Genomic DNA, 15951 nt, shown 5'->3' with positions numbered 1-15951 from the left:
CCCTGTGCCGTCTCGCCGGCAGGGCGTTGCTAATGAGCGGAGAAGTGGACCCGGTGGGCGGTTTCAGGTGACGTTGTTTCGGGAAATTTCATACGCGAAGCCCCGACTCAATTCCCGACCATACCAGTGCTTTTGCGGCTTGTCCGGCTTTTTTTGTCGAAAAATATTTATCTTTTCAAAGGGCTTGAATTGTTTTTCCAGCTGCCCAACTCTGTAGGCAAGAGGCTATGTTTCGCACTGCCTCCAGCGGTGCGGCGAACCTCTTGCGAGCTAGCTGAAATAAGGGAAGAACTATGCAAATCCAAGTCAATAGTGATAACCATATTCAAAGCAGCAAACGACTGGAGGAGTGGGTCCGTACGACCGTTGAGAGCGCGCTCGAACGTTACGAAGACGACCTGACCCGGGTCGAAGTCCACCTCGGGGATGAAAACGGCGACAAGCCCGGCCCCCACGATATTCGTTGCCAGATCGAAGCCCGGCCAAAAGGCCGCCAACCGATTTCCGTCACTCATAAGGCCGATACGCTGGAACAGGCGATCGATGGGGCTTCCAGCAAGCTGGAACATGCATTGGAACACCTGTTCGGCAAACTGGCGGCCAAGCGCGCCACGCTCGTCAGGGGCGAGCGCCGCGACCTGGGCGATGCCCTTCTGGAAGAGGAGTTCGAAGAGAAAGAGCGCGTTCGCCTGGCCGCCAATGGCTGACCGTCAGCGCTGAAGATAAAGGGCCTGCATGTGCGGGCCCTTTTTTATTGCGGCGCGATTGGGCTCAGAACGCCACGGAGGTCTGCAGGTGGACCGTACGCGGCTCACCCACCTACTTGCCCTTGTTCGGGCCGTCCTCGCGGATGCTCGCGTCGACGTAGGCGTATCGCGTAGACGTCGAATCCGGACAGCGCCGGGCTCAGCCCGTCCAGGGCATAGTTGACGCTGGTCTCGATCCCCGGGTGACGGGGCTGGCCACGGGCGATCACGGTGTCGTTGGTCTGGTTGCTGTCGTTCGGGTTGATGGGGCGAGCATTTCCGGGAACCGCGCCAGCGTTTCCAGGTAGGCACGCTCCAGGTCCTGGCGCCGGTAGTGGTTGAACGGCACGCGCTTGGCGATGGTCGTCAGGAACGCACGGGGCTCCTCGATCGGCGGTTTTTCGCGTGCCGCCAGGACCTTGATGAAGGTGTCCTGGGCCTGGTCCGCGGCGTTTTCCGGGCAGCCGAGTCGGCGCCGCAACCAGCCGGTGAACCAGCCATGATGGGCCTGATAAAGAACTTCGACGGTTTGCGCGTGGGGCACCGCTGACACTCCGGCAACGGGTTCTGATATTTAAGATAACAAGAATTATTCGTATTTCTGGGTCCGATCATAGCACTCGGAAATCTATCCTGACCCATGGCCATGGGGATGTTCGTCGGCGTATTTTGCGTATGAGAATATTTATCATTAATATTGCTCGACTATTCGCAGCGGCTCGTCGGGGATTCCCGGTTGTCGCCCCTCGTGTCTTCACGTTTCCAAGGTCGATCCATGAAAAGCAGCACTGGCGGGCTGTCCGTTTCCTGTTGTCTGGCTGTCACCTTGCTGGTGCGGCCTTGAACCTGATGCTGACGCCGCCCGAGTCGCCGCAAGACAATGACCTGGACAGCAGTGCCGGGCGTGCGCATTTCCTGCGGGTGTTCCTTTCCCAGCGTTCGCAGATGGAAGCGCTGGTCAGCCGTCGCGTCGGCTGTCGGGCGACGGCGGCCGATCTGGTCCAGGACCTGTTCCTGCGCTTCTGGCGTCGGCCGCTGGTGCAGGTGGAGGAATTGAGCACTTACCTGCTGCGCTGTGCCGGCAACATTGCCATTGACCATCTGCGCAGCGAGGGCGCTCGTGTGCGAGTCAATGAAGGCTGGTTGCCCGAGCAACGCACCGACAGCCACGAGCCCGAGGCGGCACTGGCGGCCGGCAATGACCTGCGACATGTCGAGGCGGCCTTGCGGGCGCTGCCGGAACGCACGCGGCAGATTTTCCTGCTGAACCGGATCCATGGGCGCAAGTACGCCGAGATCGCCCGGGCCATGGGCTTGTCCCAAAGTGCCGTGGAAAAACATATGATGCGCGCCCTCGAAGCCTGCAAAGCCAGCCTTCGCGATCCCCAGACACCGCGCACGCCAGGGAATGCACCGAAGTGAACAGTTCCAGCGTCCAGGTGACGCCCGATCAGGAGCAGGCCGCGCTGACATGGTTGAGCCGCTTGCATGACCAGCCGAGCAGAGCCGACCAGGCGATGTTCAGCCATTGGCTGCAGGCCGATCCGGCCCATGCCGAAGCCTATGCCCAGGCCCAGGTGCTCTGGGAACTGAGCGAGGTACCGGCCAGTCGTCTGGCGCAGGAGGAGGCCTTCGCCCTGCGGGGGTTGCTCAGGGCGATGGATCGTCCGCGTCGCAGTGCCTTGCGCCGCTGGTCCGGGCCGTTGGCGATGGCCGCCTGCCTGCTACTGATGATTGCCTTAGGGGCCGGCTGGCAGCCGCAGCGCTGGCTCGACGAACTGGGGGCGGACTATGTGTCGGCTCCGGGGCAGGTCCGCACGGTGACCCTGGCCGATCGCTCCGAGGTCACACTGGACACCGACAGCGCCATCAGTGTGGATTTCAGCGGCGGCGAGCGCCATGTGCGGTTGCGCCGCGGTTCGGCGTTTTTCAGCGTCAGCCATACCGGCGAGCCGTTCGTGGTCGAGGCCAGGGGCGGCGAGGCGCGGGTGCTCGGCACCCAGTTCGAAGTCCGCCTGCAGGATCAGGGCGCACAGGTCACCGTACTGTCCGGACGGGTCGGAGTCAGCCCGCGCCAGGGCGCGGCGCGACAGGTGCTGAGCGCCAATCAGCAGCAGGCCTATGCCGACGGCGCGGCGCAGCCGCTGCATACGGTGGACAGCGACATGCAACTGGCCTGGCGCCAGGGCTGGCTGAATTATTCGAAGGCTTCTCTGGCCGAAGTGGTCGACGACCTGCGGCGTTACTACCCGGGGCGCATCCTGCTGTTCAACGACGCCCTGGCGGCTCGGCGCATCAGCGGCAGTTTTCCGAACCGGGATCCACAGGCGGTACTGGATTCGTTGCAGGGCGTGCTGGGGTTCGAACAGCACAGTCTGCTGGGGCGGGTCATCGTTTTACGCTGATCGAAACGTGCCTGGAGTATTTTCAGGCAAGCAGTGAGGTGAACCCGAACACTGTCCGTGTAGTGGGTGAAAGTACGATGCATTGGCATCAATGGCTTATCGACACACGGGTCTCCAGCATGAAGTCCAGGGTAAAAACGGTGGCGGGCAATTCGCTCAAACAGTGGCTTGGCGCTTCGGCGCTGGCGGCTTCGAGCCTGGCTCTGCCGCCGTTGGGCCAGGCCCTGGCGGCCGAGACGAGCACGCAACACCGTGCCGTCTTCGACTTTTCCATCGTAGCCAAACCGCTGCCCCGGGCGCTGAACGACTTCAGCCGGATCACCGGCCTGAGTGTGGTCTACACCGATGAGGCCCCCTACGGCCTGCAGGCGCCAGCGGTCAGTGGCCGACTGAGTGCCGAGCAGGCCATGCAGCGCCTGCTCGGCAACTCCGGTTTCACCTTCCGTCGTACCGATGAGCACACTCTGGCCCTGGAACCGCTGCCGTCCGCAGGTGCGCTGAATCTGGGCGCCACCACCATCAACGGCAACCTTCCGGTCGGGGGCGGCAGCAGCTACCAGCCGCCGCCGGTCAGCTCGATTGCCCGCTCCAGCGCCTCGTCGCAGGAGATCCCGCAGACCATCACCGTGGTGCCGGCCCAGGTCATCCGCGACCAGACCCCGCGCAACCTGGATGACGTCCTGAAGAACCTCAGCGGCATCGCCCAGGCCAACACCCTCGGCAGTACCCAGGACGCGTTGATGATCCGGGGGTTCGGCGACAACCGTAACGGTTCGATCATGCGCGACAGCATGCCGGTGGTGCAGGGCCGCGCCTTCAACACCAGCACTGAGCGCGTCGAAGTGCTCAAGGGCCCGGCATCGCTGCTCTACGGTATCCAGGATCCGGGCGGGGTGGTCAATCTGGTCAGCAGGAAGCCCCAACTGGAGCAGTACGGCGCGGTGACGATCCGCGGCTCCAGCCATGGCTCGGGCAGGAACGGCAGCGGCGCCAGCCTCGACAGCACCGGGGCGGTCGGCGACAGCAACCTGGCCTACCGGATGATCGTCGACCATGAGGACGAGGATTACTGGCGCAACTACGGCACCCATCGTGAAACCCTGGTCGCACCCTCACTGGCCTGGTTCGGCGACAGTACCAGACTGTTGTTCGCCTACGAGCATCGGGAATTCCTCACGCCGTTCGACCGTGGCACCACCATCGACCCGAAGACCAACCACCCGCTGAACATCCCGGCCGAGCGCCGCCTGGACGAGCCGTTCAACGACATGGAGGGCCGCTCCGATCTCTATCACTTCGAGGTCGATCACGACCTGAACGATAACTGGAAGGCCCACTTGGGCTACAGCTGGAACCGCGAGACCTACGATGCCAGCCAGGTGCGTACCGTCTCGGTGAACGCCAACGGCACCCTGACCCGCAGCATGGACGGCACCCGGGGCGCTTTGACCACCGACCGCTTCACCACCGTCAGCCTCGAAGGCAAGGTCCGGCTCGCCGGCCTGCGGCATGACCTGCTGTTCGGTCTTGACGACGAGTACCGCAAGGTCTACCGGGCCGATCTGATCCGCCAGAGCCAGCGCGGCGCGTTCAATTACCTGACCCCGGTGTATGGCCGTGAAGTGGAGGGGACAACCGTCAGTGCCAAGGACAGTGCACAGACCGATCTGCTGCGCAGCGATGCGGCGTTCCTGCAGGACTCGATCCACCTCGACGACCAGTGGATCCTGGTCGCCGGTGGCCGCTTCGAAACCTTCGACGAATATGCCGGCAAGGGCCGGCCGTTCCAGGTCAACACCAACACCCATGGGCAGAAGTTCTCGCCCCGTTACGGCCTGGTTTACCGCTACACCGACGAGCTGTCGTTCCATGGCAGCTACACCGAGTCCTTCAAGCCCAATTCGACCATCGCCCCGCTGGTCACCACCGGCACCCAGCGCCTGATCCTCGACGGCTCGATCGAGCCGGAGGAGTCCAGGTCCTGGGAACTGGGGGCCAGGCTCGACATACCGGGCCGCGTGACCGCCACTGCGGCGCTGTTCGATATCCACAAGCGCAACGTGCTGGTGACCGTCGCCGAGGGCCTGACCAACGTCTACAGCGTCACCGGTGAAGTGCGTTCCCGTGGCCTGGAAATGGATCTCAGCGGCCGGTTGAGCGACCGCTGGAGCCTGATCGGCAGCTATGCCTATACCGATGCCAAGGTGACCAAGGACGCCAACTACCAGGGCAATGACCTGCAGAACGTGGCGAAGAACAGCGGCTCGCTGTCGGCGGTGTACGACTTCGGCACCCTCGTCGGCGGCGACCAGTTGCGTGTGGGCGCCGGGGCCCGCTACGTCGGCGAGCGCGCCGGCGATGCGGCCAACACCTTCGAGCTGCCGGGCTACACCGTGGCCGATGCCTTCGCCACCTACGACACCAAGGTCGAAGGGCAGAAGGTCAAGTTCCAGTTCAACGTGAAGAACCTGTTCGACAAGACCTACTACACCTCGGCGGCCAGCAGTGTCTTCGTCTCCATGGGCGATTCGCGGCAGGTCTCGCTGTCCAGCACCCTGGAGTTCTGAGAAAACTTCCGGTTCACCTGTCGGACGGTGCTGACAGGATGAACCTCCCCGATCACCCTCTGGTACCTTAACGGCAGCTGTCTGCCCGGCCCATGTCCCGGCAAAGCGGGCTATCCTGCATGGATTCCCAGGGCACTGTTACCGCATAATTCCTGTTGTTGACTCGATAAGTACCTTTTTCCTACGTGCCTCGTTGAGTGATGGGCCGCGCCCTGCCGCGCGGCTCTTCTGTATCTGTGTCAGTTGAAGTTGGGGCATTGGATGAATTGGCTACAAGGTTTTACCGGCAGGGGCGTCGTGCTCGTCTTCTGTGCATGGCTCGGCGCCTGTTCGAGCAAGGCGCCGTCGCCAACACCGGAGCCGGTGCGTACGGTTATCCTGCAGGCGGCGCAGTTGCCGTTGCCGTTGCCACGTTCGAATTTTTGCGCCGGGCTCGACAACACCCTGCGCAGCCCGGTCATGCAGGGCGCCGTGACCTCGTTGGTGGTGCGTGAGGCGGGCAGCGGCAAGCTGGTTTGCGAATACAACGCGCAGAGCCGGCTGGTGCCAGCCTCCAGCCTGAAACTGGTGACCACGGCGGCGGCGATGGATGTGTTGGGCGCCGACTTCCGTTTTTCCACGAGCGTGCTGACCACCGGTGTGCAGCAGGGCAACCTGCTGGTCGGCGACCTGTACCTGCGTGGCAGCGGCGACCCGAGCATGCGCCAGGAAGACTACCAGGCGCTGGCGGCGGACCTGGCCCGCAAGGGCATCAGCCGCGTGCGTGGTCGACTGATTCTCGACGATACGGCTTTCGACCGCCAGCGCCTGGGGCTCGACTGGGACCCGGCGGACGAGCAGCAGTACTTCGCCGCACAGATTTCCGCGCTGAGTATCTCGCCGAATGCCGATTTCGATGCCGGTTCCATCCTGGTCAATGTGCGGGCCTCGGGTGTACGCCAGCCACCGCGGATCAGCTTCACGCCGGAGAACCGCTACATGACCGTGGTCAATCGCGCCATCACCGGGCGTGGGGGAGCGCTGGTGGTCAGCCGAGTCACCGGCAGCAACCTGCTGCAGATCAACGGTGCCTTGCCCAGGGGCGCCGAGCGGGTGGTGCAGGTGAGCGTCTGGGAGCCGACCGGACTGGTGGGTGACGTGTTCCGTAACGCGCTGCTCCAACGGGGGATCGTGGTCGAGGGCGGCAGTGTGCTGGGCATGGCCACGCCGCCACAGGCTCGGGTGCTGGTGGAGCACCAGTCGGCGGTGCTGGCGGACCTGATGGCGCCCTTGCTCAAACTGTCGAACAACAACATGGCGGAGATCCTGCTCAAGGCCATGGGCCGCAAGACCGCCAACGCCGGCACGGCGGTGGCCGGGGCGGCGGCGGTGAGTGGTTTCCTGCAGCGTCAGGGCGTCTCGCCTGCGGGGTTGCAGCAGTTCGACGGTTCCGGTCTATCCCGGCGTAACCAGGTTTCGGCGCGGGCCCTCAGCGACCTGCTGCTGGCGGTGCGCAACCGGCCCTGGTTCAATGCCTGGTATGCGGCGTTGCCGGTGGCCGGCAACCCCGAGCGGATGATCGGCGGTACCCTGCGCAAACGCCTGCGCGGCACGGCGGCGGCCAACAATGTGCACGCCAAGACCGGCAGCATGCGTGGGGTGTCGTCGCTGGCCGGCTACGTCACCAGCGGGACCGGACAGCCGCTGGTGTTCGCCATGCTGACCAACAACTACCGGGTGGGTGGCTGGGCGATCAAGGACATCGAGAACCAGGTGGTGACGGCGCTGGCCAACAAGACCGATTGAGTCTTCGAGACTGACGGTGTTGATCGTTCCCACGCTCTGCGTGGGAATGCCTCTCAGGACGCTCTGCGTCTGCTCTTGTGGCGCAGAGCGTGGGAACGATCACAACTTTTAGTACAGGAACGCCTGCCGGTATTGGCCGGGCGTTGCCCCCAGTGCCTGGCGAAACCGGTTGGTGAAGTGGCTGGCGCTGGCGAAACCGCAGGCCAGGGCGATCTCCCCGAGTGGTTGGGCGCTGCTGCGCAACAGGTTTCGCGCCCGCTCCAGGCGGCGGGCCAGGACATACTGGTGCGGTGGCAGGCCGAAGCTGTGGCGGAACATCCGCGCGAAGTGGTACTCGGACAGCGCACACAGCCCGGCCAGTTCGCCCAGGCTCAACGGCTGATCCAGCCGGTTGTCGATGTAGTCCACCAGCAGGCGTCGCTGGTGCGCCGCCAGCCCACCTTTCAATTTCAAGCCGTGGCGCAGGCCGACCTGGTTGAGCAGGGCATGGTCGAGCAGGTCGTGGCCCAGGCTGCTGCCGAGCAGACGCTCGGCCGGTTCGTTCCAGTCCAGTGCGATCAGTTGGCGAAAGCGCCGGGCCTGCTGCGCGTCTTCGAGAAAGGTGTGTTCCTGCAACTGCAGCTCACGCGGCTCGCGGTCCAGCAGGGTCACGCAACCAAGGGCGAACTGCTCCTGGCTGAAATACAGGTGCGCCAGCCGGATGCTGCCGTTGATCACCCAGCCGGACTGGTGTTCGGCGGGCAGGATGCACAACTTGTCCGGGCCGCCCTTGTTGTGGGGATGGCCGCGGCGGAAGGTGCCGGTGCCACCGGCGAGGTAGCAGGACAGGGTGTGATGGCCGGGCGCCTCATAGTCCTGGGCGTCGTGGTGGTTGCTCCAGACCGCGGCCGACAGCCCGTCGCCCAGGTCGGCGCTGTGTTCCAGGCGCGAATGGGGCGAGCGGCTGAGGGCTTGAAAGACTTGCAGTGAATCCAGTGCGGACATGGTCTGTTCTCCAACGCCTTGCATGCTACTCCCTCGCGGGCGGGCTGCCAGCCCCGGCGCGACAAAAGCGCAAGTTTATGCAAGCGCCGGCCTGCGCCCCGGTCGCAGACTGGCCCGGACTTTCAGGAGCCCGCACCATGAACCTCTTTCTCTATCTGCTCACCGTGTTGATCTGGGGCACCACCTGGATCGCCTTGAAACTGCAACTGGGCGTCGTGGCGATTCCAGTGTCGATCGTCTATCGCTTCGCCCTGGCGGCGCTGGTGCTGTTCGTCATCCTGCTGCTCAGCCGCCGCCTGCAACCGATGGACCGGCGCGGCCACCTGATCTGCCTGGCCCAGGGACTGTGCCTGTTCTGCCTGAACTTCATGTGCTTTCTCAGCGCCAGCCAATGGATCCCCAGTGGCCTGGTGGCGGTGGTGTTTTCCACCGCGACCTTGTGGAATGCCCTGAACGCGCGGGTGTTCTTCAAGCAGCGGATCGCTCGCAACGTTCTGCTGGGCGGCGCTCTGGGCCTGCTGGGATTGGGCCTGCTGTTCTGGCCCGAGTTGTCGGGGCACGCCGCCGGCCCACACACGGCACTCGGTCTCGGGCTGGCTTTGCTGGGCACTCTGTGTTTCTCGGCGGGCAACATGCTCTCCAGCCTGCAGCAGAAGGCCGGGCTCAAGCCGTTGACCACCAATGCCTGGGGCATGCTCTATGGCGCCGCGATGCTGGGCATCTACTGCCTGTTCAGCGGTATTGCGTTCACCATGGAGTGGAACACCCGCTATGTCGGCTCACTGCTGTACCTGGTGATCCCGGGCTCGGTGATCGGCTTCACCGCCTACCTGACCCTGGTGGGACGCATGGGCCCGGAACGGGCCGCCTACTGTACGGTGCTGTTCCCGCTGGTGGCGTTGAATGTCTCGGCCTATGCCGAGGGCTATCACTGGAGCGCGCCGGCCCTGCTCGGGCTGGTGACGGTAATGGCCGGCAACGTCCTTGTGTTCCGCAAGCCCGGCGCGGCGCGGCGCGGCCAGCGGTGGCGGCCAGGGCGGCTTGATCCGGGCGGCACGATACCCGGCTAACGCCCCGGCGCGGTACTGGCCTCCTAGGCTGGCGTTTTCAACGCTTGCCAGGGAGGCAGCATGACCCCGTCAGAACAACCGTCGCCAACCCTCGACTCGCCCCCGGCCGACAGCGCCGCGGACATCGACCCGCAGCTCGCCGCCTTCATCGCGCGCCAGCACACGGACCTGCATTCGCGTGACAGCTGGGCCCGCCAGCAGGTGCTCGACCATCTCACCACGTCGTTCCAGGCCTCGATGAGCCCGTTGAGCGAGATGGAACAGCGCACCTGGCTCGGCCTTTTCCACTCACTGAACACCACCCGTAACACGCTGGACAGCGAAAGCCGGCGCCTGCTCGACGATTTCGAACAGACCGGCCTGCGCGAGTTGCGCAAATGGCTCAAGCAGACCACCCGCCTGGATATCGACCCGCAAACCACCTACCTGCACACCGCCTACGCGGTGGATCCGCGGATCACCCGCAACTCGTCGTCGGTCTTCAAGCGGGCGTTGGACGAGAGTGCCGTAACGGTGGTCGAGGTGGCAACGCTGTCGCTGTGGGACGCCGCGCGCCTGAACTTTGCCTTCTTCGACTTTCCCGAGGTGAAGGGGCGCTGGATCAGTCACGACCAGGGAGTGGAAAGCGTCAGCCAGCACAGTCTGCTCGATGTGGACGATTTCATTCGTATCGTCCGTGAGCTGAACCTCGGTGCGGACCTGCGCCAGCGCGTCGAACGCGCCCTGGCTCCCGATGCGGCGCTGGCGCGGGCGATGGGCGCGCACATGCACGACCTGTTTCGATTCAACCTGTATGACGCGCCGCGCCATGCGAACGACAATGGCATGAACCGGGAGCTGTTCGACGCCTTGCGTGATGCGCTGGCGCGCGGGCAGCCCTGGCTGAAGGTCGAGCACGTCTCGCTCAAGCTGCCGGACTCGCTGCTCAGCGCTATCCTCCATGTCGAGTTCACCATCGGGGAGGCCATCCAGCAACTGTTTTCCTGGAAACCGTCGGAGCGCGGGCACATTCACCTGCCCCTGCTGATCCTTCGGGTTCCTGGCGTGAGCGGGGTGTACAGCTATTGCGCCGAGCGGCCGGGTGGCGTGTTGCGTCATCACGTGTCGCAGGCGGTCTTCGAGCAGGAGTTCAAGGCCCTGCTCAAGGACGACAACGCGAACCGGCAGTTGGGCTGGCTGATCTCCTCGCTGTCCTTCGAGCAGCAGGGACGGCTCTGGCAACTGCTCCAGCCCGAACACAAGCCGCAAGGCCTGAACTGGGCGGCCGACAAGCTCTACGATGCCTTTCACTGGGTGTTTCCGGTCCGCACCCTCGATGACCTGGCGTTTGCCTACCAGCCCACCGGGCAGGGGCCGCAGCAGGCATTGGCGAGCTTCTACAGTTGGCGTTTTCGCGTCAATGTCGAGGCGATCGCCGTCTCCAAGGGACAGCAGGACTGGCGTGCGGTCAAGGAGGGGATCGTCACCTTCATGCACCAGTTGCTCGACCTGTTGCTGACGCCGGTGCCGGGAGGCCTGGGCGGCATCGGACGGATCGTGACCGCGGCCCTGGGGCTGAACCTGGTCATGGAGCTGTTCGAAGGGATCGAGCAGGCCGGGCAGGGCAACCCCGAGGTGTTGCTGCAGGCGGGACTGGAGATCGGCAGCATGCTGCTGATCGGCGGCCTGCATGGTTACGCCGGGCGCCTGGCCTCGCGGCGCATCGCCGGCGAGTTCGAGCGACTGGACCAGTACCGCATGGTGCCAGCCGTGAATGCGACCAGCCGCCTGTGGAAGAACAGTCTGCTGCCTTATGCGCGCAAACGCCTCGAACTGGCCTCGGCGTTCGATGAGCACGGGCTGGGTCGCCACGATGGCAAGCTGTATGGTCGGGCCCGGGAAAAGGAACAGGACCTGACGGTCGAACTCCGGTACGACAAGCTTCTGTCGGGTTACCGGGCGGTGCCTGACGACCCCGAGGCATTTCATCCGCCCATGGCCTACGACGCCGAGGCCCGGCGCTGGTCGGTGTCCCTGGACGACAGTCGGAGCCTTTCGGATGCCCGGCTGCTCGAACGCATGGTTGCCCTCAAGGGGGGGACGCCGCAGCAGATGGAGAGGATCCTGGAGACCAGTGGCGTTTCCCGTGATCATCTGGAACAGGTCTGGTCGGGTGAAATGCCGCGCCCCGCGCTGGTCGAGGCGCTGGAGCGTTTCGAGGTCGAACAGGGGATCGCCGGGATCGGCGCCGCCAATCAGGAACGCAGTCTGTTGTCACCCGCGAGCCAACGCGTGCTGTTCTGCCTCCTGCCGCACTTGCCACTCTGGCCCGAAGACCTCTGCCTGCGGATCCACGACAGCAGTGGTGAGCTGCAGCAGGTCCATGGCCGGCGCCAGCGCCTGGGCATGTTCAGCCGTTCGGTGAGTATCCGGCAGTTGGCGCAGGGTGGTTTTGTCGAGCATGCCGACGCCGCCGGCGGTGCGGCTCCGGCCTTGGCCCATGAAGCCGGCGCGCTGGACCTGATCCTGGGCCTGGTGCCCGGCGATCCGCTGCCGGGCGGCCAGGAACCGGTGGTGCGGCGTGCCCAGCTCGAGGTGGTTCGTCGGCAACTGGGAACGATGGCCCGTGAGCGTTCGGCGGAACTGTTCGAGGCACTGGGCACGCATTCGGGCTGGTTGAAGGTCGATGCCGCCACCAGTCCCCGCGCCTTGAGCCGTGGGGCGAGCGCCTACCTGCCGGTGTTCGTCGGGGGCGTACCGCAGGCGGTGGTGAACCTGCGGCTGTTGTGCCCGCACTTGTCGCTGTCCAGGCTGGCGCAGTTTCTGCGCGAGCATCCGCTGTCGTCGGGTCAGGCGAAGGCCTTGCTGGAACGGCGCAGCGTGCCGTATCGACTGCGCTACGGGCTGGATCGCGCGCAGCAGCTCAGCGCCCTGGGGCGTGTCCTGGATGGCATCCGCCAGGTCCGCTCGTTCCATGAGCCGACGGATGCCTGGCTGCAATTCATGGCCGGCGATTTTCTCCTCGATCGGCTGGGCAAGGGTCTGAGGTGGGTCGAAGGTGACGCGGCGGCCTTGCCCGTGACGGACCGGTTGTCGTTGCGGCGATACGGGCAAGGCGTGTACACCACCTTGCAGACCCGCCGGCAGCCGAGCGTCGACCTGTCCGTACCGAGCCAGAGTTTCTACCTGGCGCTGGCCGCTGCGCTGTCGACCCGGGAGCAGGGGCTGTTGGGGATGGCCTCCCCGACCGACATCCAGTCGCTGCGCAACGGCTTCGCCGCCTACCTGCTGGCGCTGCGCCGGGAGGACGGCAGCCTGGAACTGAAGCTGGAGCAGTACCGGCACGAGCTCCCGGTCAATCCCCTGGCCGCGTCGGCGGTGCCTGGGTTGCACACGCTGGATCGGCGCTGGTGGGTGCGCCTGGGGCAAGGTTTTCATGAAGTCGAATGGGACGGACTGTTCGATGAGTGGCGGGGCCGCCCGCCGACGGTGATGGGGGCCTATGCGCCGTTGCTCGAGCACAATGGCCAGGGCGGCTGGTGGCACGAGTTCGAGCAGCCGTGGACGTGGCGTGGGTCGCGGGCGCTGCGTCGCCTGATGGGCGACGCGCCAGCGTTTTCCGATGAGATGGCTCACCAGATCCTCGGGGTCAGCGGGGCGCCGGACAGCCTGGCAGGCCGCTTGCTGTTCGAGAACCAGGCAGCGCTGCCGCTGCTGGGCGAGGTCTGCCGGCACTTCGACCTGGCCCCCTTGCCGGTTCCAGGTGACACGGCCACCCGGCTGGCGCCCCTGGTGACCGTTGTCCGGCAGCAGTTCCCGTCACTGAGCCAGGAACTGACGCGGGCCATGCTGGAGCAGGCGGATTTGTCCGAGTGTCGGCTGTTGCTGGAGCACGGGCGCCTGCCGATCGGGTTGGCCGAGGAGGCTCGCTATCTGAGTGGCGAGGTCGATGTCTGCCGGTTGTACGAGAGCCTGTGCCTGCCCATCGAGAGAACCGACTTCAACGACACGCTGCTCGTGCAACTGCTCGACCGTCTGCCCGGCTGGGAGCCGAGCCTGAGGATCGAACTGCGCCGGAATACGGCCGCTGGCCCGCTGATCGCCAGCGTCGGGGGCGCTACGGCCACGACCCTGCGGGTGCTGGTCAAGAGCGAGGCGGGTTATGAGTCGTTCGCCCTGGACAGCAGCGGCGCCCGTAGCCTGGCGACGGTGCATGAGGACCCGTTTTCCGCCGTATTGCTGGCCTTGCCGCAACTGCGGCGCACCACCCTGGGGATCCCGCATGTCAGCGAGACGGTCGAGCAGGACCTGAAGCGAGTGATGTTCCAGAGCGTGACGGCCGATCGCAATCGCCTGCGGCGTTTGCTCGGGCAGCCTCCGCTCATGCCCTGGAGCCATCTGCCCCAACGTCTGGTGCGCCTGGCCGGTGGTGCGCTGGGTTATCCGCTGACCGGGCGGGCAGGCGCCGGTGGGTATCCGCCGGGGCTGCTCAGGAAGCTAAAGGGGCTCTACCGCGGTTGTACCGAGGCGCAGTTGTTCAGCATCCTGGCGGAGATGGGCAGCACGGTCGAGGCCCGCACCCGAGCCGTCGAAGGCCTGCAGGCCGAGTATCACCAGCTCAAGAAGGACCTGGCTGCCTGGATGGCCGCGCCCCTGGTACAGGACCTCGATAGCTTCTTCGCCGACGAGCGGGTGGCCCCGCGCCGGGAGATTGCCCGGAGGATCCGCCGTTGCTGGCGTCGTGAGAGCCCCGGGCCGGAGTCCGGTCCGCTGTCGTATGCGCTGGTGCTCGATGGCCTGGAGGTCGAGGACCTGCCGGAGCTGAGTGCCGATTTCAGTCATGTCGCGCTGCTGTCGATGAACAATATGGGCCTGGGGGGTGTTCGCTATCTGAGCCGGTTCCTCAGAAGCTTCACCGGGTTGCTCACCTTGCGTATGGAGCGTAGCGGTTTGAGCAGCCTACCCAATGCGATCGGCCAGTTGAAGAAGCTGCAGGTGCTGTCGCTGGAGAACAACCGGCTGCGGCTGATCCAGGGTACCGCGCAGGAGCTGGAGGGACTGGAGGAGTTGCTTGAACTCAACCTCAATGGCAACCCGGTGGGGGTACTGCCCAACTTTGCCACCCTGCAGCGTCTGCAAGTGCTGCGGCTCAGTCACACCGGCATCCATGAATGGCCCCTGGGGTTGCTCGGACTCAGGGACCTGGCCAGGGTCGAACTGCGGATGAACACCATCAGCGACCTGCCGGTGCAGTTGTTCAGCGGGCACGATCAGCTCTGCCATGGCATCGATCTGTCGGGCAATCCGCTGTCGTCCCAGGCGCTCGGCTCTATCCTCGCTTATCGACAACGGCATGAACAGCTCATGAACTTCGGCCTCGAGGACCTGCCGATGTCGTCCAGATTCGGGATCGACCGTTGGGCCGAGGGCAACGAAAAGACTGAACACCGCATCACGCTGTGGAGCCAGCTCAGGGATCTGCCGGGGGCGGACGTGTTTTTCCTGCTGTTCGAGCGCATGAGTTCCCCGCCGACCTTCTTCAATGTGCACTACCGCGGGGCGCGTGAGGACCTGAGTGCGCGGGTGTGGCGACTGATCGAGGCCGCGTCGCAAAGCCTGAGCCTGTGCAACCGGTTGTTCCGGATCGAGGGGCAGTGGCGTTACTCGGGGTCCACCAGCTACCAGATTTTCAACCGCCTGGAGTTTGCCGTGGATTGCCACGAGGCGTTGAAACTGGAACAGGAGGCGGCCGAGTCGCGGCTGCTGGTGTTGCTGAGGGGGCAGTTCCGCCTGGAGGCCCTGCGCCTGGCGACCAGCATTCGGCACACGTCGCCGGTTTTCTGGTATCGGGCCTACTATGACGCACTGGAGCAGGCGTTGGCCTTGCCCGACCAGTTCAATGGCTTGTTCACCCCCAGCCCGGTACGGGCCAGCCCAAAACAGATTGACGAAATGAAGGAGCAGGTACTGATCCAGGAACTGGCCGCGCAATCACCGCAGTCGTCGGTTGGCGATCCGTCGCGAACGTTGCTGGGCGAGGTGCTCGAAGAGCTGCCCCAGGAAGTGCCACCGGAACCCCCCGAGGTCTTGCCCGACGAACTGCCGCAGGAGCCTGTCCTGCCCGTCGAGGATGGCAGTTCCCCGCTGGTGAGGTTCCTGGTGGCCAACGAGGTCTGGAGCAACTTTCTGATCCATGCCCATGACGCCGATTTTCAACGGGTCTTCGGCAGGCTGCTGGCGTTCGACAGTCATCCCGAGGACAGCGAGTATCGCCTGCTCTGGCGTACCCGGCTCAGCCAGTTCCAGTACAACAGGCGGCGCGCGGCCTGGGTCAAATACTGGACGATCAGGGCACTGCTCAAGGAAGGGGTATCGGCCCTGGGCACTGCCTGAGGCCGATGGTTCAGAGACTCGG

The 15951-nt window shown here is 64.9% G+C and carries 8 protein-coding genes and 2 pseudogenes; 7 read left to right on the top strand and 3 right to left on the bottom strand.

The genetic code is table 11. The features are described from left to right. Window positions 1-293: 293 nt before the first annotated feature. Entirely contained in the window at window positions 294-707 is a 414-nt protein-coding gene (locus tag K675_RS0114545; RefSeq protein WP_017904238.1) for an HPF/RaiA family ribosome-associated protein, read from the top strand. A gap of 118 nt (window positions 708-825) precedes the next feature. Here K675_RS0114545 and K675_RS33010 read toward each other — a convergent pair. Both K675_RS33010 and K675_RS30805 read right to left on the bottom strand, forming a co-directional pair. Beyond that, a pseudogene (locus K675_RS33010) lies at window positions 826-1009 on the bottom strand (hypothetical protein); the annotation flags it as partial. After that, window positions 994-1290 (bottom strand): annotated as a pseudogene (locus K675_RS30805) (sigma factor); the annotation flags it as partial. The pseudogenes K675_RS33010 and K675_RS30805, both read right to left, overlap by 16 nt. 302 nt (window positions 1291-1592) lie before the next feature. Between K675_RS30805 and K675_RS0114535 the strand changes: the two are divergent. The 4 genes from K675_RS0114535 to dacB all read left to right on the top strand — a co-directional run bounded on the left by K675_RS0114535 (window position 1593) and on the right by dacB (window position 7503). Continuing rightward, a complete protein-coding gene (locus K675_RS0114535) occupies window positions 1593-2168 on the top strand; it encodes an RNA polymerase sigma factor (protein WP_026145200.1) in 576 nt (191 codons plus the stop codon). Next, window positions 2165-3151 (top strand): FecR family protein, encoded by a 987-nt coding sequence (locus tag K675_RS0114530; RefSeq protein ID WP_017904235.1) that lies wholly within the window; start codon window positions 2165-2167, stop codon window positions 3149-3151. Before K675_RS0114535 ends, K675_RS0114530 begins: the two co-directional genes overlap by 4 nt. A 119-nt stretch (window positions 3152-3270) precedes the next feature. After that, on the top strand, window positions 3271-5718 hold the full coding sequence (locus K675_RS0114525) for a TonB-dependent siderophore receptor (RefSeq protein ID WP_026145199.1): 2448 nt from the start codon (window positions 3271-3273) through the stop codon (window positions 5716-5718). A 261-nt stretch (window positions 5719-5979) separates the two neighbouring features. After that, complete coding sequence (gene dacB / locus K675_RS0114520) at window positions 5980-7503, top strand: D-alanyl-D-alanine carboxypeptidase/D-alanyl-D-alanine endopeptidase (RefSeq protein WP_026145198.1); 1524 nt, start codon at window positions 5980-5982, stop codon at window positions 7501-7503. Window positions 7504-7611: 108 nt separating this feature from the next. Here dacB and K675_RS0114515 read toward each other — a convergent pair whose 3' ends face one another. Beyond that, window positions 7612-8487: an AraC family transcriptional regulator gene (locus tag K675_RS0114515; RefSeq protein ID WP_017904232.1), complete on the bottom strand. Its 876-nt coding sequence runs from the start codon at window positions 8485-8487 to the stop codon at window positions 7612-7614. A 137-nt stretch (window positions 8488-8624) separates the two neighbouring features. On the opposite strand from K675_RS0114515, the gene K675_RS0114510 reads away from it, so the two are divergent. Both K675_RS0114510 and K675_RS0114505 read left to right on the top strand, forming a co-directional pair. After that, the gene (locus tag K675_RS0114510; protein WP_017904231.1) at window positions 8625-9557 is read left to right on the top strand and encodes a DMT family transporter; all 933 of its coding nucleotides are present in this window, start codon (window positions 8625-8627) and stop codon (window positions 9555-9557) included. Window positions 9558-9617: 60 nt separating this feature from the next. Next, window positions 9618-15929, top strand: a complete 6312-nt coding sequence (locus K675_RS0114505; RefSeq protein WP_017904230.1) for an NEL-type E3 ubiquitin ligase domain-containing protein — start codon at window positions 9618-9620, stop codon at window positions 15927-15929. Window positions 15930-15951: the final 22 nt, after the last annotated feature.

The organism is Pseudomonas fuscovaginae SE-1, assembly GCF_000364705.1.
Classification (GTDB): Bacteria; Pseudomonadota; Gammaproteobacteria; order Pseudomonadales; family Pseudomonadaceae; genus Aquipseudomonas; species Aquipseudomonas fuscovaginae_A.
This window is presented reverse-complemented; position numbering and strand designations above follow the sequence as displayed.

Excerpts from the sequence above, each read along its gene's own strand:
- K675_RS0114545 (WP_017904238.1), top strand. The coding sequence starts at position 294 with ATGCAAATCCAAGTCAATAGTGATAACCATATTCAAAGCAGCAAACGA.
- K675_RS0114525 (WP_026145199.1), top strand. The coding sequence starts at position 3,271 with ATGAAGTCCAGGGTAAAAACGGTGGCGGGCAATTCGCTCAAACAGTGG.
- dacB (WP_026145198.1), top strand. The coding sequence starts at position 5,980 with ATGAATTGGCTACAAGGTTTTACCGGCAGGGGCGTCGTGCTCGTCTTC.
- K675_RS0114515 (WP_017904232.1), bottom strand. The coding sequence starts at position 8,487 with ATGTCCGCACTGGATTCACTGCAAGTCTTTCAAGCCCTCAGCCGCTCG.
- K675_RS0114510 (WP_017904231.1), top strand. The coding sequence starts at position 8,625 with ATGAACCTCTTTCTCTATCTGCTCACCGTGTTGATCTGGGGCACCACC.
- K675_RS0114505 (WP_017904230.1), top strand. The coding sequence starts at position 9,618 with ATGACCCCGTCAGAACAACCGTCGCCAACCCTCGACTCGCCCCCGGCC.